The sequence below is a fragment of the Streptomyces sp. ME19-01-6 genome (genome assembly GCF_033793745.1).
GTDB lineage: Bacteria > Actinomycetota > Actinomycetes > Streptomycetales > Streptomycetaceae > Streptomyces.
Genome location: NZ_JARAXF010000011.1, coordinates 232,916 through 255,217, shown reverse-complemented (window position 1 = coordinate 255,217; position 22,302 = coordinate 232,916). Strand labels below are relative to the sequence as shown.

Sequence of the window (22,302 nt, the reverse complement as noted above, 5' to 3'; positions counted from 1 at the left end):
GCCCTCGTGGCGGGCAACGGTCTTCCGGCCTGCCGAGCGCGCCGTAGCCGATGAGTACGGTGCCGTCCTCGGGAGAAAGCTCCGCTCAGATCAGGGCAAGACGCCGAGCCGAGCCGGGCGGCGGACCATGACCAGGCCCGGAGCGGGCTCACGGTGATAGCCGGGAGCGAGCCGCCAGCGGGGCCAGTGGTGCGGACGCAGTGGGCGCCGTAGGACTCCATCAGCTTGGCCTGGCGGGCCAGTTCGGCGGGTTCGGCCAGTGGGACATCATCAGGAAGCCCGCCACATCCATGCCCAGCCCGCGGGCCGCGGCGATGTGCTGGGCGGAGATGCCGGCCTCGGGCCAGTGGGTGGCCACGCGCACGGAGCGGATGCCCGGCGAGTGAGCGCGTTGCAGGTCGTGCAGGGTGCTGACGCAGGGCAGCAGCGGGTGGTCGAGAGCCGGATCGCTACTTCGGTCGCCTCCGCCTGAGCCATCGCTCGCATGTGCCACGCAGGCTCGATGGCTGGGCCGGGAGCTGTGTCGAAGCGTAGTTACTCATGCTCAAGAATCTACAGAGGAACCACTTGATACTAAGTATCAGCAATGGCTAGAGTCTCGTATTGCAAGTTCGTTTCGAACGGGAGTGTCCTTATGAGCAAGATCTGGTTCGTCACCGGTTCCTCGCGTGGCTTCGGTCGTCAGTTCGTCCAGGCGGCCCTGGAGCGTGGTGACAAGGTCGCGGCCACCGCCCGCAACACCGACTCCCTGGCGGATCTGGTGGCCGCCCACGGTGAGGCGGTCCTGCCGCTGAAGCTGGACGTCACCGACAAGGCCGCCGCGTTCGAGGCCGTCCAGCGGGCGCACGAGCACTTCGGCCGCCTGGACGTGATCGTCAACAACGCCGGACACGGCCTGTTCGGCGCGGTCGAGGAGCTGACGGAACAGCAGGTCCGCGACCAGATGGAGACCAACTTCTACGGCGCCCTGTGGGTCACCCAGGCCGCCCTGCCCCTCCTGCGGGCCCAGGGCAGCGGCCACATCGTGCAGATCTCCACGGTCGGCGGCGTCGCCTCCTTCCCCAACCTGGGCGGCTACAACGCCTCCAAGTGGGCCCTTGAAGGCCTGACCGAGGCCCTCGCCCAGGAGGTCGCCGGCTTCGGCATCAGGGTCACCCTCGTCGAGCCCGGCGGCTTCGAAACCGACTGGGCCGGCTCCTCCGCCACCTTCGCCGCACAGCTGCCCGCCTACGACGACCTGCGCACCGCCGTCGCCGCCGCCTGGAGCGACGTCAAGTCCGGCGACCCCGCCGCAACCGGCCCCGCCCTGCTGAAGATCGTCGACGCCGACAACCCGCCCCTGCGCGTCTTCTTCGGCACCGCCCCCCTCCACCTCGTCCCCCACATCTACGCCGAACGCCTCAAGACCTGGCAGGAATGGGCGGCGGTCTCCGCCGAGGCCGAGGGCGCCGCGGCCTGAGCCGCGCGCGGCAACGAGACGCCGCGGGCCGATCCGTGACGAGGTGGACGGTTCGGGCGGCAGCCCGCAGACATGAAGGCGGGCTCGGTGGTCAGGAGCCACTCGCGGCTCCCGCAGTGTCCCGGGCGGCCCGCGGCGCACTGTAGGCCCTTCCCGGCGAGGTGACGGGAAGGGCCGGGCGGGTGCGGGGCGGTCATCCTCCCCTTCTGTCGCCGGTGGCCGTCCAGTCGCCTGACCACCGACCGGAACCCCAGCCGGGCCCGACCCCATCCGCGTCCAGAGTCATCCGTTCGACAGGGGACAGAGAGTCATGCCGGGCCCGGAGGGCAGCGGCGCCCTTGTGGGACCGCAGAAAGCATGACGGGGGTGCGTGCGTACGAGGAGGGTCAACTTTTCGGGGCAGGTGCCGGAGTCGCAGCCGACCTCGGCGCGGCCGGTCCGCCCGGCCGGGAGCGCCCAGCGGGCCTGCGGTCACCGTCACGTTCCCTGCGCGCGGCCCAGCGTTTCGTCGTATGCGCTGCCGTCCCCGAGGACGGACTGGGTGCGGCCGGGCAGGTCCTCCGGGTCAAGTGGACCCTCGCCTCGCATCCGCTGACGCCCTCCGTAGGAGTGACCTGAACGGCCGGCGTGGACAGTGTGGCCGCCGGGATCCCATGTTTCTGATGCTCAGTATCAGATTGAGCCGCTGTTGTATTCTTTACTCATGACCGACTCCGCCCGCGCCTCCGCCCAGTCCGCAACCAAACCGCCCGGCCTGCGGGAGCGTATGCGCGCGACGGTCCGGAAGGAAGTCGTCGAGGTTGCGCTCCGGCTCTTCATCGAGCAGGGATTCGACGGGACGACCGTCGACCAGATCGCCGGTGAGGTCGGGCTGTCGCGTGCCAGCCTGTTCCGGTACTTCGGCACCAAAGAAGACATGGTCCTGCAGGGCTTGGAGGAGACCGGCGGTCAGATCGCGGAGGCGCTCGCCGCCCGCCCTGACACCGAGGGTCCCTGGGAGGCGCTGCGCAGGGCGTTCGACGTCCTCACGCAGGCGAACGAGCAGGCGCCCGAGCAGACACTCAGCTATCTGCGCATGCTCCAGGAGACTCCGTCATTGCGCGCCCGGCACTTCGAGAAGCAGCTGAGCTGGCAGGCGATGCTGGAGCCGGAGATCGCCCGGCGGCTGGGCGTCAGCGCCGACCAGCCGGAGGAGGTCGGGCCGAACGCGCTTTCCGGGGCCGCGCTCGCCTGTCTGGATGCGGCCGCGACGGGCTGGGTGGCCTGTGGGGGCGCCGTTCCCTTGGCCGTACTGCTCGACCGTGCGATGGGCACGCTGACGGAATAGTTTCACCAAGGTCCCCTGCCTCCTGGAGCCACGGGGGTAGGCAACGGGGTTTGTCCCTGGCGGAGTTGGCCGGGCAGGCGAGGCTGGCGAAGCAGGCGCTCTCGAATCTGGAGCAGGGCGCGGGCAATCCCATGGTGGACACGCTGTTCTCGATCGCCGTGCTGCTCGGCGTACCCGTGACCCGGCTGGTGGCCGAGTTGTCGGTGGCGAACCCCAGTCCGCGCTCGGCCACCTCCGAGCGGATCCGGCGATGCGTTGACCGACGGTCGCGGAGCGTAGGGGAGGTGTTCTCGACTGCCCGATGAACGCTTGGCGTTCTGTGCCGGGGCGTGCGTCGGGCGGCCTGCTGTTCTGGGACAGCGCCAGCCCCGCCAGGCGCGGGCGCGGCCCCAGCCACGTGGTTCAGGAAGCGGTGTCGTGTGTCCCGCCGAGGCCGAGGAGCGCGGTGAAGTGGGCTTCGGCCCGGTCGATCTCACCGAGCTGAGTGAGGATCGATATGGGGGTGGAGTCACCGACCACCTTCTGCATCAGTGGGGTGCGGTCCAGGATCGCGTCCCGGATCGGTTGCAGAGCGCGCGGCGCGTGATGGAAGACCTGCCCGAGGGCGTAGGCGTGCTGGGACTGTCGGGCGGTGTGCGGCTTGCGGGGGGTCTCGAAGGCGTCGAGTGCCTGGCGGACAGCGGCGTAGTCGCTCAGGTCCACCCCTGCCAGGCGGCGGCCGATGAAATAGCCGTCCTCGGTGGCCATACCGGCGCCGTACCCGGCGTACGGGGAGGTGGGATGAGCGGCGTCGCCGACGAGGGTGGCGCGGCCCTTGGGCCACTGCTTCAGCGGCTTGCGGTCGCGGATCACCCAGCGCTGAACGTGCGCGGGGTCGGTCGCGGCGATCAGCTGGGGGAGCGGACCGGTGTTCACTCCGAGCAGCCGGAGTGCCTTGATGGGGGGCGGCCACAGGTTGAGGATGTTGCCGGCGGGTCTGGCGTGCGGGTAGCGCTCGAACAGTACGACGTCGTGGCCGGCCTGATGGACGGAGAGTGCGGCGGCCATGCCACCGGGCCCGGCGCCGATGACGGCGACGCGGCCGCGCTGGGCGGGAAGCTTCTTCATGGTGGATTCCTCAGCCTTGGTCGTCGTTGACCTGCCTCAAGCGGCGGTGTGCAGGTTCGCGGCGGTGGCGGCGGTGACGTCGTGGTGGGCGACGCCGGGGGCGGTTTTGACAAGGATCAGGCCGTTGTCGGTGACGTCGATGACGCCCAGGTCGGTGACGACGCGGTGGCCGCAGGCCTGGCCCGTGAGGGGCAGGGGGTGCACTCGTCGAGGATCTTGGGGCTGCCGTCCTTGTCGGTGTGATGCATGAGGACGATGACGCGGCGGGCGCCGTGGACGAGGTCCATGGCACCGCCCATGCCCTTGATCATCTTCCCGGGGATGACCCAGTTGGCCGGGTGCCTGTGTCGCATCGGTGGCGGTCACAGTCGCACCCGCCCGGGCCGGCGCCTCGACCGTGCCCTGCCCGCGCGGCCCCGCTGACGACGACCTTGTCGGCCGGCCTGCTCTCCGCCGCGCGGTTCACGGGCGCGTTCGCGGGCGCGTACGGGCGCGAGGGACGGTCACCGGTTCGGCACCGGGTACCACGGTGTTGGAGACGGTGCCGATGCCCTCGACCGTGAGGGTGACGGTGTCGCCGGGCTTCAGCGGCGGCGGGTCCTGGCGGCCGCGTACCCCCCCAGAGTTCGGCGAGGCAGCCGCCGTTGCCGCAGGTGCCGGAGCCGAGTACGTCGCCGGGGCGTACGTAAGTGCCCCTGGAGGCGTATGCGGTCATCTCCTCGAAGGTCCAGCTCATGTTGGACAGCAGGTCCTTGCCGACGACCTCGCCGTTGATCTCGGCGGTCAGCGCCAGGCGCAGGAATCCGTCGCTGTCGCGGTAGGGCTCCAGTTCGTCCGCGGTGACGAGGTAGGGGCCGAGGGTGGTGGCGGTGTCCTTGCCCTTGCAGGGGCCGAGGCTGACCTGCATCTCGCGGGACTGGAGGTCGCGGGCGGACCAGTCGTTGTAGATGGTGTAGCCGATGATGTGGTCGCGGGCCTGCTCGGGGGTGAGGTCGCGGCCCTCGCGGCCGATGACCGCGGCGACTTCGAGTTCGAAGTCCAGTGCCCGGCTGCCGGGCGGCACGGGGACGTCGTCGTGAGCGCCGATGACCGCGTAGGGGTTGGTGAAGTAGAAGGTGGGCGCGTCGTACCAGGCGTCCTGGGCGCCCGAGACTCCGTCGATGCTGCGTCGTACACCTTCGACGTGCTCCTCGAACGTGACGAAGTCGCGTACGGACGGCGGTTGGAGCGGCGGCAGCAGTCGCACCTGGGAGACGTGCGGGCCGCGCGGCACGTCCAGACTTGCGTTGCCCGCCTCGCGCAGTGCCTCGGGACCGGCCCGGATCAGCTCGAGAAGTGTCCCCGTGCCGGGGCAGGGGTAGAGGGTGCCGTCGTCCTCGACGGTGGCGAGACGGCTGCGGCCGTGCTGTTCGTACCGAGGCCTACGACCTCCTCCGCCAGCTCCCCGAGATCCCCCCGTGGGCAGAGTTCACCCAGGTCGACCTGGACCAGTGGATGGCGGTCGCCGAGAGCTCGGTACCACCGGAACAACCGCGACCGTCAGGGACGTGACTGACCTTGCCGCTGGTCTGTGGCCGCCAGGGCCGGGTCCAGCGCGGGCCGATGCCCAGGTCGCGGCAGGTCTGGCGCCAGGTGTTCTTGGTGTAGGCCCAGGCGTTGTCGGTAAGGACCCGCTCGACGGGGACGCCGCGGGCGGCGAACCAGGCCGTGGCCCGTCGCAGGAAGGTCGCGCAGGTGGCGGCCTTCTCGGCAGGTCCTCGGTGTGGCCAGGCGGGAGTGGGCGTCCAGGGCGGTGTGCAGGTAGGCGTATCCGGTGCCGTTGCGGCGGTCCTGGTTGGCCCGGCCGGCGGCGCGAGTCGCCCAACGTACGCAATGGCCGGCATGCGGAGGTCACCGTTGCGGTGAAGTGAGGACGCCGCGCGACAGAGCGACGGTGACGGCTGCGGTGCGGTCGTTGACACCCAGTTTGACGAACGTTCGCAGCAGGTGCGTCTTCACCGTCGCTTCGCCGATGTACAGCTGCCGACCGATCTCGCTGTTGGACAGACCCCGCGCGACGAGGCCGAGTACCTGAACTTCGCGCGGGGTCAGCTGCTCCCCGGCCGACGCCTGAAGGTAAGTCACCAGCCGGGCGGCCACCGGCGGGGCGAGGACGGTTTCACCGCGGGCTGCCGCCCGGATCGCGTCGGTCAGGGTACCGATCGGGGTGTCCTTGAGCAGGTACCCGGTGGCACCGGCCTCGATCGCCGGCAGGATGTCGGCGTCACCTTCGTAGGTGGTCAGCACGAGCACGCGAATGCCGGGATGCTCCTGACGGATGCGCGCCGTCGCGGTGGCACCGTCGGTACCCGGCATCCGCAGGTCCATCAGCACGACGTCCGGGCGCGTCGCGGAGGCAAGGACGATCGCCTCGTCGCCGGAGCCGGCCTCGCCGACGACCCGCAGGTCGTCGCAGGCCTCGAGCATGCCGTGGAGGCCGAAGCGCACGACGGGATGGTCATCGACAATCAGGATCTGGACAGTCATCGAGCCGGTTCCGCCCGCTCAGTGGTCGGGTGTGGAGCTGAGATCAAGCACTGGCTGCAGGCTACGCGCCGCCTGCTCGGCAGGGGCCAGCGGCAACTCGACCCGCATCGTGGTGCCCTGGCCAGGAGTCGATCGCACCGTGCAGGTTCCGCCGAGGCTGGTGACGCGAGTGCGAAGGCCCAGCAGGCCGTATCCACCGCGGACGGCGGGCGGGCCGAAGCCCCGGCCGTCATCGGTCACGGCCAGCGCCATGAGGCCGGAATCGTGCCGTAGCTCGACCCGCACCGTCGTGGCGTCGGCATGCTTGCCCACGTTGGCCAGGGCCTCCTGCGCGGTGCGCAGCAGGGCGATGTCGGTGCCGGTAGGTGCGCCGGACCGCTCGCCGACGATCGACACCTCGACGTGGGTACCCAATCCGCCCGGGAAGCGTCCTCGACAGCGTCCAGCACGGTGGGGGACGAGTCTCCTAGGGCCACGTCGGGATCTTCGGGCAGGCGGGAGAGAACCGGGATCCCGAACCGCGCGAGCTCTGCATCCACCTGTGCGGTGAAGTCCGGTGACGGGGTGCTGCCGGCGCGGGGGGAGGACTGTCGCAGGACGAGGCCGGACATGGGGACACGGTCCAGGGGAATCCCGGTGAGGTGTTGCTGGCGCCAGGCCATGGCCGATGCAGCCGGGGTGACGGCCACTTCGTGGTGCTCGGCGACGCCGTTGCGTGCCTGCGCGGTCACGAAGCTCTCGGGGTATCCGGAGGAATCGACCACGATGAAGTGGCTGTCCACTGATCGTTCGATGTAGGGGCCCATACCGAGGTTGTCGTTGCAGTCCACAAAGATGGTCCAGTCGAAATGCGCGCGTGCCTGCTGGAGCAGGGCGCCCACGTCCGCACGGGAACCGCACACCGTGTGGGTGAAGAGCGCACCGCCGCCGGGAACCAGCCTGCCCCTGCGCCAGGGCAGGGACGGAACAAAGGTCGGGCGGTCCGGGATGGACCATCCGAACACGTCATGCTCGTACAGGCGGCGCACCTCACGGTCGGCGTCGAAGGAGTGGGTCACGACGAGGACCGTGCAGCGTCCAAGGCCCACGCCGCACCGATTTTCATGGCCATTCCCGTCAGTTCCCACTGGCTTCTGCTGAGTCGAGGAGCAAGCAGCTGGGTGGAGCGGCCCTCCGTCGGCTTGTTGCCGTCGGTGCCCCGGGTGTGTTGAGAACAGTGGCGCTCGGCGGGTGAGGTGTGAGGAAGGCCGCCGTGGCTGGGGAAGGCGGTCTCGTCGAGTGCGGTGAAATGGCGTGGCCGCTGCGGCACTGGCGGTACCGGGGTGCTCGCTGCAACGGTTTCCACCCGCAGGAGGCCGCGCCAGCCGCTCGTGCGGTCGGCCGGCGCGGTGAACTCCATGACACAGCGGTCGCCATCACAGTGGTGGCCTTCCCCATCGGTGACCAGACCTGGCCCGGCCACGGGGTCGCTGAGAATCGCGGCGAGCCGGTCGTCATGGAGGGAGACGCCCTGGTGGACCTCGCGCACGATGTGCCAGTCCAGGCCATCGTCCGCGGATGTGGCCGACACCTTCAGACCGGCGTGGCCGGACAGCCGGTCCCATAGCCGGATCCTGCGTAGCACCGCGCTGGGCAGCGCGACCGCTGGGCTGTGGTCGTCGATGATCGTCCGGGGCTGGGGCTTGCGGCGCCGACCCCCAGTGCGGTGCTTCTCGGGCGGAAGCGCGCCGGGGGCAGCGGTCCACAGGGGTACACGCCGCTGCGCATAAAGGGAAGCTTCGTACGTGGAGAGGAGTCCTTCGACATGGTCGGACCGGTCCAGTGTGGTGAGAGCGATGACGCCTGCGGCAGGGTGGGGTGCGAACGCGATCTCGATGCTGCTGCCGACCGTACCCGCCCACAGCCCGGGAGTGCCGTGAACCGTCCGCTGGCCCCGTTCACGGTAGGGGAGCATCTCAAGGGCGGGGCGCACCAAGTCGGAGTGCTCGAAACGGATGTCCAGGCGGCTCGATGTGGGAACGACTTCGGCGATCCCGAGTGGGAAGCGGCTGGAGCGCTGCGGGTTGCCGATGTGCTGCAACAGGATCGATTCCAGGAGCAGTTGGGTGTCCGTGCCGTTCGGAACGAGCGACCTCCAGCTCGGCATTTCCTTGACGCGTAGCCGTACGGCACGCAGTGATTCTCCCGTCAGCTGCTGCCCGGCGGCGGCGACTTGCTCCTCGATCAATATCATGCTCCTTCTGGTACGTGCCCCGACCTGGCACAGAAGGCTCATGAAAGCGTTCGATGAAGTGGTTGATCTTTAGATCGTCGGAGAGGGTTGTCCGGCAGTGCCAGGGTCGGTTCAACGGCACTCGGAGCTGGCCGCTTCCAGGGGCCAGGTGGTCCCACTCCAGCTCATGTCGTAGAAACCGTCTCTGGGCGTCCAGGTGGTCCATGGCGAGCACGTAGGTCCAGGTCAGAGCCCTGTGACGTGAGGGTGTCCGTGGGGTTCGTGATAGGGGCGTGACAGGAATGGCGCTGCAGAACCCCGGCTGGCTCGCCTCCATCTGACGGGGCTCCGTGATCGCCGAGGGCCCGGCCGACGCCAGGACGGCGAAAAACTTGGTGTGCGGGGCAGACGGAACCGGGTAACGTCTTGGTCATGTTCTTCCAGACGCCGATTTACGAGTGAGAGCGTGATGGGCCCCTGCTGATGTCCTTCGACGTCGCCGCGCCCGTCCCCCACCGATGAAGCCGTAGACCACTTCACCTCATTCCGGGAGAACCCGTGAGCAAGAACATCAACAACCCCGTGGGCATGGGCGGCGGCCAGCGCAAGAAGCTGTCCCGCGCGGAACGGCAGAACAACGGTCCGCACCGCAACCTCGACCGCCAGCGTGCCGCCGACCAGAAGGCGGAGCTGGTGCGCAAGATGCGCGAGAAGGCAGACGCAGCCGAGGGCGCCGGGCAGACGGGCGACGACACCGCACAGAGCTGACGCACCGCCGCCGCAGGGCGGCACCGCACGGGGCAGGGCCCGGACCGCGACGCGCGGTCCGGGCCCTGCTGCCGTACCGGGCGCGGCCGGTCCCGCTCAGCTCTCGGCCGAGCCCCCGCATCTCAGCCGACCACCCGGGGCAGCCTCACGCCCAGATGGTTGCTCATCCAGATCTGATGGATTCCCCGGGCGGCATTGCGGAGGAATTCCCCCTTTGCGCATCCTCCTCAGCTTCCTCCAGCATCCTGAAGGCGTATGTCCCCGCATCGATATGATTCCTGTGCAGAGTGCGCGGATGTTCAAACTCGCCAAGGATTCCGCGGTCAGATGACCCTGAGCATGCTGGCTCAGCGCATCGAGCAGCTCACCGGGCAGGTCGATGAGCTGAATCAGCGCCTGACCGGGCTCGTTGAACGCCATGCTCCGCAGCTGCTCGCGCCGGTTGGCATCGGCCCGGACTCCGCTGGCACGCTCCTGATCACCGTGGGCGACAATCCCGAGCGGCTGAGCACCGAGGCGTCTTTCGCCGCGCTGTGCGGAGTCAGCCCCATCGAGTACTCCTCGGGCGGTCGGAGCGCGCGGCGGCTCGACCATGGTGGCGACCGGCAGGCGAATGCCTCTTTGCAGCGCATCGTGTTCACCCGGCTGCGCCACGACCCGCGTACCCAGGTGCTACGAACGCCGCACCCAGGATGGAAAGGCCCGGCGTGAGATCATCCGATGCCTCGAGCGATATGCCGCCCGCGAGGTCTTCAACCTGGTCAGGACGGTGACGACCGACCCCCGTTATAGGGGCGTCAGTGACACACAGAAGCCCCGCCGGAATCCCGGTCGGGGCTTCTGCGTACGGCGGGTCACGACAGCGTTCAGCGTCCGGCGTGTACCCCGATGTGCGCCGAAAGTCAGTCGGTCATGCTGCCCATCTTCCAGACGGTCATGGACTTGACGACGCTGCCGTCACCGAAGAGTCGCAGGCCGAGGGAGTCCTGCCGGAATGGGTAGGCGCGGGTGGTGATCGACTTGTGCGAGTTCGCGTATGTCTCGATCACCGAGCGGTCGACGAACACGTCCAGTGCCAGAGTGCCGTTCGAGAGTGTCAGCGGCCCCTTCTGTATACCGAGGTTCGGCTCGGCGCTGGAGTTGTTCCCGGACCTCGTTCGGTCCACTCCCAGTTGTCCGGCGGGCGCGTCGTAGAACAGGCGTGTTCGTTCTTCATCCCCCGGGCTGCGCAGCACGTCGAGACCGAAGGTGTCGGCGCTGCCGCGCTCGAGTGTCAGTTTGATGTGGAGCATGTCCCCCTTGATGGTCGTCAGGCGCGCGTTCGCGTCGGTGAGGGATGTCGGGGCACTGATGTCCACGAGGGGTTCGCCGACGTGGAGGCGTGAGATCTCCTCGACGGGGCTGAAGCCGAGGTCGCCGTCGGGCAGCATGGCCAGTTCGATGGGGAGGCCGGCGTTGTGCGCCCATCCCGCGTCGTAGTGGGCGCGCTCGGTCCGCCGGTCCTGCGCGATGCTGAAGACCAGCGAGCGCCCCTTGTCGTCCACGGTTCCGCTGGGGCCGGTGAAGTGGTCGCCGTAGTCCATCAGCCTCGGTTCTGTGGTGTCGGGTGTCCAGCGGCGGGCCTGGGCGTCCCAGGTACCGACCCAGTAGTAGACGTACTTGCTGCTGTACTCGCCGGGGCCGGCGGGGAAGGCTGGGTTGACGAGCAGGGCCCGGCGCTCGCGGCCCTGAGCGTCCTTTCCGATCGGCAGGAAGGTGGGCAGCTCCCAGACCTGGCCGGTCTTGGGGTGGGCCGCCACGTCACCGACCATCAGCGGTCCGGAGTACGTCCAGTCGGTGAGGTTCTTGGAGGTGTAGAGGAGCGCTGTGCCTCCGACGTCCCTGCCCTCGCTGGTCTGGACGCCGGAGCCCATCAGCTGGAACCAGGTGTCGCCCTCCTTCCAGACGAACGGGTCGCGGAAGTCACCGAAGCGGACCTTTCGTCCGGCGCCGACATCGAGGTCGGCGGTCTGGCTGGTGACGAGGGTGGGGTGCATCTTCCACTCGACCAGGTCGGGATCGCCGGGGTCGACGGGGCGTGCGAGACCGGTCGCCTGGTTGGGGCGCTGGGAGTCGTTGCCGGCCGTGAACAGCAGGACGGGCACGCCGTTCTCGTCGAGGGTGGCATCGCCGGACCAGACCCCGTCGGGTGCCACGCTGCCGTCGGTGGGCGCGAGCGCCACGGGCAGGTCGCGCCAGTGCACCAGGTCCTCGCTCACCGCGTGTCCCCAGCTGATGTTGTGCCAGTAGGGACCGTGGGAGTTGTGCTGGTAGAAGAGGTGGTACTTGCCCTTGACCTGGATGGGGGCGTGGGGCTCGTTCATCCAGTGGTTCGGGGCGGTGAAGTGGTAGCCAGGACGGTACCGGTCACCGTCGTAGCGCGAACGGTCCATGTCCATCCGGGCCTTGGGAGTGACGCCACCGGCGAAGGACTGCACATCTTTCTGATGGCCGGCTGTCACCGATGCCGGGGTGAGTGCGCTGGTGTGGATCTTCACCTCGTCGATCAGTCCGTTGAACATGTTCACGGCGAATGTGCCGTTGATGATGGCGGGCTGGTTGTGCCGGCCGATGATCAGCGGGACATCGGCCTTGGCCAGCCGCGCGGTTGTGGGGATGGCGGTCTCGGCCACCTGCTCGCCGTTGAGGAAAAGCCTGATCGCTCCCTCGCCCGGCGCGAAGACCGCCGAGAGATGCGCCCACTTGCCCGCGGCCAGGGCCGCCGACTTCGGGACCGTCGTCTCGTACCACGCGTCGCCGGTTCCGACACCGAACTGCCACGTTCCGTGCCGGCCGACACCGAGGGAGAAGCCTCGCTTCGCCCCCTTGTCCTGCTGGTTGACGACGGCGGACGGCTTGCCCTCGTCACCCCACTCGAACGCGCGCGGCGCGACCCACGCCTCGACGGTCATGCCGTCCGTGGGCAGCTGCGTCTGCGCTGCGGCGCGCGTGACCCAGGTGGAATAGCCGTCGAACAGGAGGGCGCCGGAGAGTACGCCGTCCTCCTCGTGCTTCGGGCGCCAGAGCGGATCGCTGTCCGGCTTGTACTGCGCGTCGTTGAAGACGTAGCTGATGGGGTCGGCGGCCTGGCTGATCCTTTCCTTGGTCGTGGTGCCCTGGCCGTCGGCGAAGTCCCAGTAGGCGGCGAGTCCCCTTTCGGAGGGATCCGGCGCCTTGTCGATCCCGACTCTGACGTCGTCGAGGTTGATGTGGCCCCAGCCGCCGGTGGCGCGGTCGACCGCGGTGATACGCAGTTGCTGGCCCAGGTGTTCACGTGCGTCCCAGGTAACCCTGCGGTACGCCTCGTCGTCGGTTCCGGTGGCTTTGTGGAGCACGGTTCCGTCGAGTGTGGTGAGGGCGACGTACAGTTCGTTGTCGTTGCGGCCGCCGGACACGAGCGCGCTGACCATTCCGGTGCCGGTCAGGGTGAACGGCTCGGATGTGACGGTCCCGGTGGGTGCGTCGCCGCCGGCGGCGAAGCCCCATAAGTGGTGGATGCCCTGCTGGTTGAAGCAGCAGCCCCATCCCCAGCCCGGCTTGTCGGTGACCGCTCCGTTGAACGCTGTTCCCGTGGTGGTCCAGCCGCTCAAGTCGCCGGTCTCGAAGTCCGGATTGGACAGGGTGCTCTCGCTTGCGTCGGCGGGTGCCGTCATCAGGGGTGACGTCAGTCCGAGACATATCGTGAGCGCGAGCAGCAGTCGCAGAACGTTGAGCGAGGGCCTTTTTGCGCCCCTCGCTGGCGAGCGTGTGCGCATGCGTACCTCCGGTTGTGGGTGATGGGGGAGCAGGCATGTCGGGCGCTGCGGCCGAGGCCGTCGGGCGCCCCGCGGCAGCGCCCGCCCCGCGAGAAGCAGTCGAAAGCCTCACCGCCGGGGGTAAGAACCGGCGGACGGGATAACTCTGTCTCGGCGTGGCGGCGGACAAAGCACGCACTGACGCGACCGTGTTCAGATGTGGGACGGCAGCCGTTCGACGTCGGCTTTCAGCGCTGCCTCGCCGCGCTGGGCGGGTTCGCGGCGGGGACAGAGCAGGTCAGGGCGGCGACGTGGGCGGCGAAAGCGCAGGCGGCGGTGAGGTTTTCGAGGCTCAGTCCGTCGAGTCGGCCGCCGAGGTGGTCGAGGGTGGCGAATCGGCAGAGCAGGCCGGCGGTGAAGCAGCCGGCTGTGCCGACGACGTCACAGGCGGGGTGAGGACGGCGCACGGGTACGGGGCGATCCACACCTCGAGGGTGAGGCCGCCGGGCCCTGTGCGGTGATGATGGTCGAGCGGCCGTCGAAGTGCAGTGCCCGGCCGCGCACCCCACGGCTGCGTAGAAGATCGCTGTCGGGCTTGTAGCGGGCGTTGTCGAAGACGTGGCCGACAGGATCGGCGGTGCCGGACACCGCCTCGCGGGTAGCCGTACCGGCACGCTGGTCCAAGTCCCAGCGGGCGGTGGGGCTTTGGGGCGGTGACCGGCTCCGCGCGGCGGCGGGAGCGGCAGCGATTGAGAACGGGACGATCGCGCCGCCCACGGCGGCCGACACGACACTGAGGGCCGTTCTTGGCCGTTCTTCTCTTCATGGCTGACTCCTGGGACGGTACGGCGGGGTTCTCGCCGTACCAAATCGGTTTAACCACGTGACTCGGCATCGTTCGCGCGCCGTCTCGGCTAAAGCAAGGGCTAACACGAAGCGATTTACCGTGGCGCTATCCGAACATCGGACATAGCGGCACAAAAGTACGCTGTTGCGGGTTTGGGATGTCCAGGGTGTTGACGTCGCACGCGGAGCGCACCACTCTCGTCGCAACCTTGCTAATCCGATTTAACAACGGAGCTGAGCCGCTGATGCCTGAACGCCGCGTGACGATGGCCGACGTTGCCCGCAGGGCGGGTGTCTCGCCGACGACCGCGTCGTTCGCCTTGTCCGGCCGCACTGACATGCGCATTTCCGCCGCTTCCCGTGAACGCGTGCTGGAGGCCGCCCGGGAGCTGGGGTACCGCCCCAACGTCACCGCACGCAGTCTGCGGACGAAGTCGACCCAGACCATCGGGTTCGTGTCGGACCGGATCACCACGACACCGTTCGCGGGAGATGTGATCCGCGGCGCGATGGAAGCCGCCCGCCAGCGGGACAACCTGCTGTTCATCACGGAAGCGGGCGGTGACCGCGCCGCGGAGTCCTCACTGGTGCACGCGCTGCTGGACCGCCAGGTCGACGCAGTGATCTACGCGTCCATGTTCACCCGGTATGTGACTCCGCCCAAGGAGCTGTTCGGGCGCCGGGTGGTCCTGCTGAACTGCCTGGCCGACTTCGATGCGCCGTCCGTCGTCCCGGACGAGCTGGAGGCAGGCCGGGACGCGGCCCGTGCCCTGCTCGCCGCCGGCCATACCGAGGGCATCTGGGCGATCGGCGGCCACCAGGCCGTTCCGGCCACTCCCGAGGGGATCATCGCCGGCAACGAGCGCATGCGCGGGCTGGAGGAGGTCCTGCGGGCGGGCGGTGCCCGCCTGGACGGTGTCATCGAATGCGACTGGGACACGCGCGACGGCCACCGGGAGGTCACCGCCCTCCTCACGGCGGGCCACCGGCCCCGGGCGCTGGTGTGCCTGACCGACCGGGTCTCCTTCGGCGCCTACCAGGCGCTCGGCGAGGCGGGTCTTTCCGTGCCCGGCGACGTGTCGGTGGTCTCCTTCGACGACCAGGACATCGCGTCCGTCCTGCGCCCGGCGCTCACCACGCTGAAACTGCCGCACTACCAACTCGGCCGTCTCGCCGTGGAGCTGATCCTCGGCGAGGGGCCGCTCGAAGCCGCCGTACACCGTGTGCCCATGCCGCTTCAGGAGCGTGCCTCCATCGGCGCGCCCGCTGAGGGCTGATGTGCGGCGCCCATAGACGGTTGTCCCGCCGCCCGGAGCGGAGAACTCCCGGGCGGCGGGACGACCACCAAGAACAGCGACCGTCGCGTAGCCGTCGCGGCGGCGCCCGCTCTGGTCGCCGGATGTGCGACCGGCAGCGGCGGCAGCTCGTCAGGAGCCAGCGGCACACGCTCACCCTGTGGACGCACAACGCCGGCAACTCGGCCGAGCTGGACGTCGTCAAGAAGATCACCGACGTGCCGGACGGTGATCTTGACGACCAGCTCAAGCGCATGAGGCAGGTAGAAGAGGCGTGTATGCGGCTGGAACAGGATCCGCCGGCCGATTACCGCTTCGTTCACCAGCCATGCTGGATCAAGTTCTGCACGTCCGAACAAGTGGCGCCGAAGGGAGATGCGCTGATCGGCGGCATGTACCTCACGCGCGAACACGTCGAGTGGCTGCGAGGGCGGCCCGGACTGGCCACCGGCCCGAAAGGGGGTGAGCTGTTCGGCTACCACACGGTGCCCCGGTATCTCGACAACACGACCTTCACCCAACTCGTGCAGGACGGCTGGATCGGAACCCGCGGCAAGGCCAGTGACATCATCCAGGCCCAGATCAAGGCCAGTCTCGACGGCTCGCGCGCACTGGTCTTCGCCGGGCTCATCGGCGACGACACGACCCAGGCCGAACGTACGCGGGAACGCAGGGGCGGTCTAACGGGCTGAGAGTGTGAGGGGTGGGGTCGACCGTGAACCGGTGGATCCGCCCTCACCACGGCAAGAAGCGGACTTGAGCCGCCGGCCCCGGGGAGAGCGGCGGGGTACCGTCGCGCCGCCGGCTCGGTCAGCGCTCTTCGGTGGCCCGCTCGGTATGGAGAAGGCTGGCCATGTGAGGATGCGGTCACCGCGGCAGTTGCACTTCACGCCGGGCGGCAACCGGGGTGTTCGCGGGCGCTTCCCGACCACGCACTACTCCACCGGCGCATTCTGCTCGGCTGAAGCCCGGACCGTTTCGACCAACACCTACGAAATCTTGGAAGACCCAAGATCAAGCGACCTCCCGCCTTGCGGGTAGTCGTCGTCTGCCTGAGCGGTTTGGTTGCGGCCGGACTTCTGTCCCTGACGGAACGCTGGGGCGATTCCCGCCAGGTCTTGATGACGGTGACCCGTGTCCCGCAGAAGGTGGTGAGGCCCTCCGGGTCGGAGGTGAGCACGGTTGAGGGGCCGGGGGCGGGGGTGCGGTCGTGGCGAATATGTCCGCGTATGCGGCTTGGGACTTGATGTCGAGCCGGACCTCGTGGGAGGGCGCCCAGTCGAGCAGACTGGACGCTCGTTCCGGCAATGGCTTGGGTTCGGGCGAACGTCAGCAGCAGAACCCGCGGGTCGTGTCCCGGGGCTCGACGTCCGTGTAAGGCTTGAACCACCCGTCCCACAGGTCTTCTTCGGCCACGTCTGCTTCCAGGAAGTCGTGCGCCCTGTCGCTGACGTCGAGCAGCCCGCTCTCATTAGCGAGGAACTCCCAGTCATAGTCGAACCGAGAGGCCGGAAGGGTCTGGTAGACCTCGTCCGCGTGGACGGACTCGATACTGAACCCGCCGATGCCATCCACGGCGTAGCCGAATAGCACGCTCTCGGCCAGACAGCGCGGCTCCGGGATACCGCCGGCAAGCAGATCGGCCGCGAGGTCGTCGTACGCGCGAGCGCAGTGAAGAAGGAACCAGTCCGACTGAGTCCCCGCGCTGACCGGAACGCTGTGTTCCCAAAAATCGGGGTCATAAGCGGCGCGGTACGTCTTGTCCGCAAGGTCCCTCAGCTGCCGATGGAGAACGAATGCAGTCCTGGGCGTTACCCCAACGCCGCCGCAGTCCCCACAGCCGCGGCCCCGGGGGGACGAGCCGCAGACGGCGCACTTCGCACAGTCCTCGGCCACAGTGCAGCCGCAGCTTAGGCAGCTCCCGCAGTCGGATGCGCTGAACAGCGAGAACACGGCCGCGTTGAGCTGTCCCAGGTTCTCGGTGACGGCCCGCGCGGCCCTGCGCGCAGCCCGGGCTCGTGGAGCGTCACGATGTGTGTCCTCGATCTCCTCCGCGATGTCAGTGATCGCCTTCCGGAGGGGGCCAGGCAGGGAAGCCAAGCACCGGTGAACCTTCGCGAGGCCGCCTCCCTGGAGAGCCGCGTTGAGCGTGGCGGCGAGCAGCTGGGATTCGTCGCGATCCTCGAACGTCCCGATCTTCGAGAGTTCCGGTCCGCGGGGCGTCCCCTGCATGCTGAAGAGGATGGCACCGATGCCCTTGGGCTGGGTCAGGAAGAAGAGATGCGACGGTGCGGAATGTGCCGGCATGGCTGAGCCTCCGTGTGGTGCGCGGGCAACGAGTGCGGGCACGGTAGGGAACACGGCCGCAGACTCGTGCCTGCTATGTGAAAGATGAGGTGAGAGACAAGCCGGTGGCCCGGGTGCGTCCGCAGACTCCTTGGCTAAAGCGCAGCTGGTGATCTGGCTACGAGCGAGATCCCGTTGCTGGCACGCGGAAGCCTGCCACAGAAGGTGCCGGGGATGCCAGTGAGTTCGCGAAATCCTGAGTCGGGGCGGGCGTTGCCCGGTCCCTCAACTCCTGCCCCCGCCTACCTGATGTCCTGGTTCCAGCGCTGCTCCGGCCGTTCGGCCTCGTATTGCAGACCGTGTGTTCGTCGTGGGGGCGCCCGTATGAGTGATGGGGGCCTGATCTGGCAGCGCGGAGCCGGGCAGCAGAGAAGCATCGGCGGTGCTTACGTCACCTGTTGTGAGGGGACCCGCCGATGCTTCCGGACTCGACCGTACCCGCTTCGCTGTTGGCGGTGCTGGCGTTCCTGCGGGGCTGTTTCACCACGCCGGCCTTCACTACCTTCGCGGCGCTGGTCACGGGCCTGATCGCGCAGACCGGCCGGGGCACGGTGACGGGCATGCTCACCGGCGCGGGGTTGCCGCGCGCCTGGTCCCACGACCGCGCCCACGCGTTCTTCTCGCGCGCGAGCCGGAACCCCGACCTGCTGGGCATCTCCGTGTCCCATCTGGTCGGGCGCCAACTCATCCCCACAGATGCGGTGTTGATGGTGTCGGTGGACGACACGTTGTTCAAGCGGCGCGGGAAGAAGGTCTTCGGTGCGGCCTGCCAGCACGATGGCGCGGCCACCGGCCCCAGAGGTGTTGGGCGCGGGACCTGCTTCGTGGTGCTCGGCCTGGTCGTTGGCCTGCCCTTCCTGGCCCGGCCGGTGTGCCTGCCGGTGATGGCCCGCTGTGGCGCCCGGAGCAGGAGCTGAGCAAGGTCGACATCACCACGTCCATGATCCGGTTGCTGGCCGCCTGCCACCACCGACGACGAATCCACGTCGTCGCGGACGCCGCCTACCACGGCAAAGCATTGCGCGATCTGCCCGCGACCTGCACCTTCACCACCCGGCTGCCCGCGTCTTCGGTGCTGTTCGCCCTGGCCCCGCCCCCGACCGGCAAACGCGGGCGTCCCGCGCTCAAGGGCACGCGGTTGGGCACGCCCGCCCAGCTCGCGGCCGCCGCCGACTTCACTCCGGTGCGGGTCACGCGCTACCAACGCACCGACACCGTGCACTTGGCCGAGGTCACCTGTCTGTGGTACGACTCCTTCCATACCCGCACTGTGCGCGTGATCCTGCTCCGGGATGACACCACCGACACCGGCTACGACCTCGCCCTGGTCACCACCGACCTGACCAGCAGCCCGGCCGAGCTGATCACCGATACGCGATGCGCTGGTCCATCGAGGTCACCTTCGCCGAGGCCCGCCACCTGCTCGGCACCGGCCAGGCCCACAACCGCACCCGCGCCGCCGTCGAGCGCACCGTGCCCTCCGGGCTGTACTGCTACACGATCACCGTGGCCTGGTACGCGCTGCACGGCCACCAGCCCGGCGACGTGGCCGAGCACTGCCAGCGCGCACCCTGGTACACCACCAAGACCGACCCCTCGCTGTCCGACATGGTCGCCAAGCTCCGCCGGGTGATCATCGCCGCCCGATGTATGCCCACCCGCCCAGGTCAGCCCACCGAGCAAGAAAAATCCGCACCGTCCAGCAGGCATGGGCCGCCGCCAGTACCAACGCCGCCGTGTGAGCCCCCAAACCTGTCAGAACGTCGAAAGTCGAGTGGCCACGCACCCAGGCGGCCTCAAGCGAGCGTGAGTGGCGGGACCGCGTTCCCAATGGCCAACAGTCCTCCGTCCAGACGCAGTTGGAGAGGTGTCGGCTCGGCGCACACGGTACGGCGCAGGCCGGCGGGAATGTAATCCATGGTCGCGAGCCGCTCGGCGTAATGGAGGAAACGGTGGCAGCCGACAGCGTGCAGCGACGAGCCCTCGGCGGCAGCGGCCACCTCAGGGAGGACGAAGCCGCCGTGTCCCTCTGCCTGGATCACGTCGACGGCGTCGACGTGCCGATGGCGCACGCGTTCGGGGAAGAAACGCGCGGCGAAGTGCCGGTAGAGGACGTACTCAGAGGCGCCCGTCCACTTACAGGGGTCGGCGGTGCGCAGGAACGCTTGCCAGAAGGGTATGCCGTGTGCTTTCTGGGCCCGCTGGATAATTTCGCCCAGAATGGTGCGATCGAAAACCATGTGGTGCTGCATGCCGCTGTAGGCGTCCACAGGCAGCCAGCCCGGGATCAGCCGCCCAGCCGCCTCCAGCGCAGTGTGGTGGTCCGGCAGCCGGTGCACCCGGGTGTTCAGGCGCCAGGAGAGGGGATAGCCGTACGGCAACACGGAGGACCCCTGGCCGTCGACGAATGCCATGTCTCGCAGGAACACGAAGTCCGCATCTACCACCAGGACATGTTCCGGCGTGCCTGCGGGAAGGACATCGAAACACTGCAGCTTCGCCAGTTGCTGGAAGTACCACGAGGCAGTGGACGGATCTCTGCCCAAGCCTCGCAGGTACTCACGCACATCCCGGCTGCTGGGTGCGCAGCTTCGTTCGTCGAACCAGACGACGCGCGAATCTAGATCGTCGAAGGACCGCGCCGGTAGGCGCTGAGCGACAACCTGCACCAGCTCCACGGGGTTCAGGGAGCGAGCGAGTACACCCCGTATACAGACGTCCAGCCCGGCCATGTCCTTCTCCGCAGCCAGGATGATTACGCTGATCGGCGGCAGTTCGCCGCCTCGGTGGCCCATGAGCCGTTCGTCGGCAGCCTCGGACGCCGGGTAGGCGAGGAGGGTGGCTAATGGTTGCTGCACTTGACAGAGCATAGCCAGTACAGCTGAGCGGGACTGCTGCAGGATCGGGTGACATCGGGGTTTATGCAGCCAGAGCTGCGGGTGGGGTCATGATGGTCTCGTACTCGACGGGGGTCAAACGGGCCAGCCGTCTCTGGCGTCGGCGCCGGTGGTAGGTGCGCTCGATCCAGGTCACGATCGCGATCCGCAAGTCCTGCCGGGTGGCCCAGACTTGGCGGTCGAGGACGAATCCGAATGCACAATGCACCCGGCCACCTGGCCGCGGCGGGCGACGGCGGATTCCAGCGCGTTCGATCGACGAGGACGTCGGCAGTGCCCGACGAGTCGAGCCAGGGATGCATCGAGCCGTCGGCTTCCCCCGGCTGTGTGAGATTTTGTGAGACGTGAGAGGGTCTGGGGCGTGAGTGAGACACCGTCGAACACCCTGCAATACCGCTTTGACGGGCCAGAAGAGGCTCCCGTCCTGATCTTGGGTCCCTCACTGGGTACCACATGGCACATGTGGGACCGCCAGATACCCGAGCTGTCCCGCCACTGGCGCGTGCTGCGGTTCGACCTGCCTGGCCACGGCGGCGCCCCCGCCCACCCCGCCGTCTCGGTCTCCGACCTCGCCGAGCGTCTCCTGGCCACGCTCGACGGGCTGGGCGTCGACCGCTTCGGCTACGCGGGTTGCTCGATCGGCGGGGCCATCGGCGCGGAGCTCGCGCTACGACATCCGCTCAGAGTGGGCTCCCTCGCACTCGTCTCCGCCTCACCGCGCTTCGGCACCGCCGACTCCTTCCGCCAGCGCGGCGTGGTGGTCCGCACCAACGGCCTCGACCCGATCGCCCGCGCCACCCCCGAGCGCTGGTTCACCCCCGCGTTCGCCGCCGGCCAGCCCGCCATCGTCGACTGGTCCGTCCAGATGGTCCGCACCACCGACCCCGGCTGCTACATCGCCGCCTGCGAGGCCCTGGCCGCCTTCGACATCCGCGCCGAGCTCGGCCGCATCGGCGCGCCGACCCTGGTCGTGGTGGGCGCCGACGACGGGGTGACCCCGCCGGCCGACGCCCGGGTGCTCGTCGCCGGGGTCCCCGACGCCCGGCTCGCGCTGGTCCCCGGGGCCTCCCACATGGCGCCCGTCGAACAGCCCAACGCCGTCACCGACCTTCTGGTGCGCCACTTCTCCACCTCCTGGCAGTCCGCCGACCAGCCCACCGGCATGACCGCGATCCCCGCCCCCGCGGCCCGAGCGGTGCTCGCCACCGCGCCGCCCACCGGCGTCCCCGTCAACGGAGCCCCCGTCAACGGAGTCGCGGGCGGCGTACCGGTCGCAGAGATCGGCTACGCCGTCGAGCCCGGCTCCGCCCTCGTCGACACCCGCAAGGACGCGTACGACAAGGGGATCAAGGTGCGCCGGGAAGTGCTCGGCGACGCCCATGTGGACCGCGCCCAGTCCAACGCCGACGAGTTCACCGGCGACTTCCAGGACTTCATCACCCGCTACGCCTGGGGCGAGGTGTGGACCCGGCCCGGCCTGGACCGGCGCACCCGCAGCGTGATCACCCTCACCGCGCTCGCCGCCCGCGGCCACCTGGACGAGCTCGCCTTCCACACCCGCGCCGCACTGCGCAACGGGCTGACCCCCGCCGAGATCAAGGAGGTGCTGCTGCACACCGCCGTCTACTGCGGGGTGCCCACCGCGAACTCGGCCTTCTCCGTGGCCCAGCGCGTCATCCGTGAGGAGACCACGCCCGAGGCGTGACGTTTCCCCCGGGAGCGCCCGGCCCGGCCGCCGGGAGCACA

18 protein-coding genes and 5 pseudogenes are annotated in these 22,302 nt (G+C 68.9%); 10 read left to right on the top strand and 13 right to left on the bottom strand.

Annotated elements, in window-relative coordinates; genetic code table 11:
• Positions 1-173: 173 nt before the first annotated feature.
• A pseudogene (locus PV419_RS25455) lies at positions 174-427 on the bottom strand (4-hydroxy-2-oxovalerate aldolase); the annotation flags it as partial.
• Positions 428-634: 207 nt separating this feature from the next.
• On the opposite strand from PV419_RS25455, the gene PV419_RS25450 reads away from it, so the two are divergent.
• The 3 genes from PV419_RS25450 to PV419_RS25440 all read left to right on the top strand — a co-directional run bounded on the left by PV419_RS25450 (position 635) and on the right by PV419_RS25440 (position 3,091).
• Entirely contained in the window at positions 635-1,459 is an 825-nt protein-coding gene (locus PV419_RS25450) for an SDR family oxidoreductase (RefSeq protein ID WP_319692526.1), read from the top strand.
• A 703-nt stretch (positions 1,460-2,162) separates the two neighbouring features.
• The gene (locus tag PV419_RS25445; protein ID WP_319692525.1) at positions 2,163-2,786 is read left to right on the top strand and encodes a TetR/AcrR family transcriptional regulator; all 624 of its coding nucleotides are present in this window, start codon (positions 2,163-2,165) and stop codon (positions 2,784-2,786) included.
• A gap of 50 nt (positions 2,787-2,836) precedes the next feature.
• Positions 2,837-3,091, top strand: coding sequence for a helix-turn-helix transcriptional regulator (locus tag PV419_RS25440; RefSeq protein ID WP_319692523.1), 255 nt, complete (start codon positions 2,837-2,839; stop codon positions 3,089-3,091).
• 97 nt (positions 3,092-3,188) lie between these two features.
• Here PV419_RS25440 and PV419_RS25435 read toward each other — a convergent pair whose 3' ends face one another.
• The 7 genes and pseudogenes from PV419_RS25435 to PV419_RS25405 all read right to left on the bottom strand — a co-directional run bounded on the left by PV419_RS25435 (position 3,189) and on the right by PV419_RS25405 (position 8,646).
• Positions 3,189-3,893: an FAD-dependent monooxygenase gene (locus PV419_RS25435; RefSeq protein ID WP_319692521.1), complete on the bottom strand. Its 705-nt coding sequence runs from the start codon at positions 3,891-3,893 to the stop codon at positions 3,189-3,191.
• Positions 3,894-3,929: 36 nt separating this feature from the next.
• Positions 3,930-4,228: pseudogene (locus tag PV419_RS25430) on the bottom strand (CoA-transferase); the annotation flags it as partial.
• Positions 4,229-4,355: 127 nt separating this feature from the next.
• Positions 4,356-5,358: pseudogene (locus tag PV419_RS25425) on the bottom strand (fumarylacetoacetate hydrolase family protein).
• Between the two features lie 88 nt (positions 5,359-5,446).
• Positions 5,447-5,783, bottom strand: a pseudogene (locus PV419_RS25420) (DDE-type integrase/transposase/recombinase); the annotation flags it as partial.
• The gene (locus tag PV419_RS25415) at positions 5,784-6,419 is read right to left on the bottom strand and encodes a response regulator transcription factor (protein ID WP_319692519.1); all 636 of its coding nucleotides are present in this window, start codon (positions 6,417-6,419) and stop codon (positions 5,784-5,786) included. It abuts the pseudogene before it with no gap.
• Positions 6,420-6,437: 18 nt separating this feature from the next.
• Positions 6,438-6,815, bottom strand: coding sequence for a sensor histidine kinase (locus tag PV419_RS25410; protein ID WP_319692518.1), 378 nt, complete (start codon positions 6,813-6,815; stop codon positions 6,438-6,440).
• A gap of 658 nt (positions 6,816-7,473) precedes the next feature.
• Positions 7,474-8,646 carry a hypothetical protein gene (locus PV419_RS25405; RefSeq protein ID WP_319692516.1) on the bottom strand — a complete coding sequence of 391 codons (1,173 nt, stop codon included), beginning with the start codon at positions 8,644-8,646 and terminating at the stop codon, positions 7,474-7,476.
• 543 nt (positions 8,647-9,189) lie between these two features.
• Here PV419_RS25405 and PV419_RS25400 point away from each other — a divergent pair.
• Entirely contained in the window at positions 9,190-9,399 is a 210-nt protein-coding gene (locus tag PV419_RS25400; protein ID WP_319692514.1) for a DUF6243 family protein, read from the top strand.
• 327 nt (positions 9,400-9,726) lie between these two features.
• Entirely contained in the window at positions 9,727-10,110 is a 384-nt protein-coding gene (locus PV419_RS25395) for an IS110 family transposase (protein WP_319692513.1), read from the top strand.
• Between the two features lie 191 nt (positions 10,111-10,301).
• Here the strand turns inward: PV419_RS25395 and PV419_RS25390 are convergent, their stop codons facing one another.
• Together PV419_RS25390 and PV419_RS25385 are read right to left on the bottom strand one after the other, a co-directional pair.
• Positions 10,302-13,091, bottom strand: coding sequence for a GH32 C-terminal domain-containing protein (locus PV419_RS25390; RefSeq protein WP_319692511.1), 2,790 nt, complete (start codon positions 13,089-13,091; stop codon positions 10,302-10,304).
• Positions 13,092-13,420: 329 nt separating this feature from the next.
• Positions 13,421-13,657 (bottom strand): hypothetical protein, encoded by a 237-nt coding sequence (locus PV419_RS25385; protein WP_319692509.1) that lies wholly within the window; start codon positions 13,655-13,657, stop codon positions 13,421-13,423.
• A 606-nt stretch (positions 13,658-14,263) separates the two neighbouring features.
• On the opposite strand from PV419_RS25385, the gene PV419_RS25380 reads away from it, so the two are divergent.
• Together PV419_RS25380 and PV419_RS25375 are read left to right on the top strand one after the other, a co-directional pair.
• On the top strand, positions 14,264-15,295 hold the full coding sequence (locus PV419_RS25380; protein WP_319692507.1) for a LacI family DNA-binding transcriptional regulator: 1,032 nt from the start codon (positions 14,264-14,266) through the stop codon (positions 15,293-15,295).
• A gap of 122 nt (positions 15,296-15,417) precedes the next feature.
• A complete protein-coding gene (locus PV419_RS25375) occupies positions 15,418-16,005 on the top strand; it encodes a hypothetical protein (protein WP_319692506.1) in 588 nt (195 codons plus the stop codon).
• A gap of 637 nt (positions 16,006-16,642) precedes the next feature.
• Here the strand turns inward: PV419_RS25375 and PV419_RS25365 are convergent.
• The gene (locus tag PV419_RS25365) at positions 16,643-17,620 is read right to left on the bottom strand and encodes a hypothetical protein (RefSeq protein ID WP_319692504.1); all 978 of its coding nucleotides are present in this window, start codon (positions 17,618-17,620) and stop codon (positions 16,643-16,645) included.
• A 455-nt stretch (positions 17,621-18,075) separates the two neighbouring features.
• Here PV419_RS25365 and PV419_RS25360 point away from each other — a divergent pair, with 455 nt between their 5' ends.
• Together PV419_RS25360 and PV419_RS25355 are read left to right on the top strand one after the other, a co-directional pair.
• Entirely contained in the window at positions 18,076-18,576 is a 501-nt protein-coding gene (locus tag PV419_RS25360; RefSeq protein ID WP_319692503.1) for a transposase, read from the top strand.
• Complete coding sequence (locus tag PV419_RS25355; protein WP_319692502.1) at positions 18,531-19,292, top strand: hypothetical protein; 762 nt, start codon at positions 18,531-18,533, stop codon at positions 19,290-19,292. The genes PV419_RS25360 and PV419_RS25355 overlap by 46 nt, the downstream gene beginning before the upstream one ends.
• Positions 19,293-19,455: 163 nt before the next feature.
• Here the strand turns inward: PV419_RS25355 and PV419_RS25350 are convergent, their stop codons facing one another.
• A complete protein-coding gene (locus PV419_RS25350; RefSeq protein WP_319692500.1) occupies positions 19,456-20,517 on the bottom strand; it encodes a DUF6492 family protein in 1,062 nt (353 codons plus the stop codon).
• Between the two features lie 61 nt (positions 20,518-20,578).
• Positions 20,579-20,743: pseudogene (locus PV419_RS25345) on the bottom strand (IS3 family transposase); the annotation flags it as partial.
• A 174-nt stretch (positions 20,744-20,917) separates the two neighbouring features.
• Here PV419_RS25345 and pcaC point away from each other — a divergent pair.
• Positions 20,918-22,261: a 4-carboxymuconolactone decarboxylase gene (pcaC, locus tag PV419_RS25340; RefSeq protein WP_319692499.1), complete on the top strand. Its 1,344-nt coding sequence runs from the start codon at positions 20,918-20,920 to the stop codon at positions 22,259-22,261.
• Positions 22,262-22,302: the final 41 nt, after the last annotated feature.

Coding starts and splice junctions, on each gene's coding strand:
- PV419_RS25365 (WP_319692504.1), bottom strand. CDS start 17,620: ATGCCGGCACATTCCGCACCGTCGCATCTCTTCTTCCTGACCCAGCCC.
- PV419_RS25360 (WP_319692503.1), top strand. CDS start 18,076: ATGCTTCCGGACTCGACCGTACCCGCTTCGCTGTTGGCGGTGCTGGCG.
- PV419_RS25450 (WP_319692526.1), top strand. CDS start 635: ATGAGCAAGATCTGGTTCGTCACCGGTTCCTCGCGTGGCTTCGGTCGT.
- PV419_RS25435 (WP_319692521.1), bottom strand. CDS start 3,893: ATGAAGAAGCTTCCCGCCCAGCGCGGCCGCGTCGCCGTCATCGGCGCC.
- PV419_RS25395 (WP_319692513.1), top strand. CDS start 9,727: ATGACCCTGAGCATGCTGGCTCAGCGCATCGAGCAGCTCACCGGGCAG.
- PV419_RS25445 (WP_319692525.1), top strand. CDS start 2,163: ATGACCGACTCCGCCCGCGCCTCCGCCCAGTCCGCAACCAAACCGCCC.
- PV419_RS25380 (WP_319692507.1), top strand. CDS start 14,264: ATGCCTGAACGCCGCGTGACGATGGCCGACGTTGCCCGCAGGGCGGGT.
- PV419_RS25415 (WP_319692519.1), bottom strand. CDS start 6,419: ATGACTGTCCAGATCCTGATTGTCGATGACCATCCCGTCGTGCGCTTC.
- PV419_RS25390 (WP_319692511.1), bottom strand. CDS start 13,091: ATGACGGCACCCGCCGACGCAAGCGAGAGCACCCTGTCCAATCCGGAC.
- PV419_RS25375 (WP_319692506.1), top strand. CDS start 15,418: ATGTGCGACCGGCAGCGGCGGCAGCTCGTCAGGAGCCAGCGGCACACG.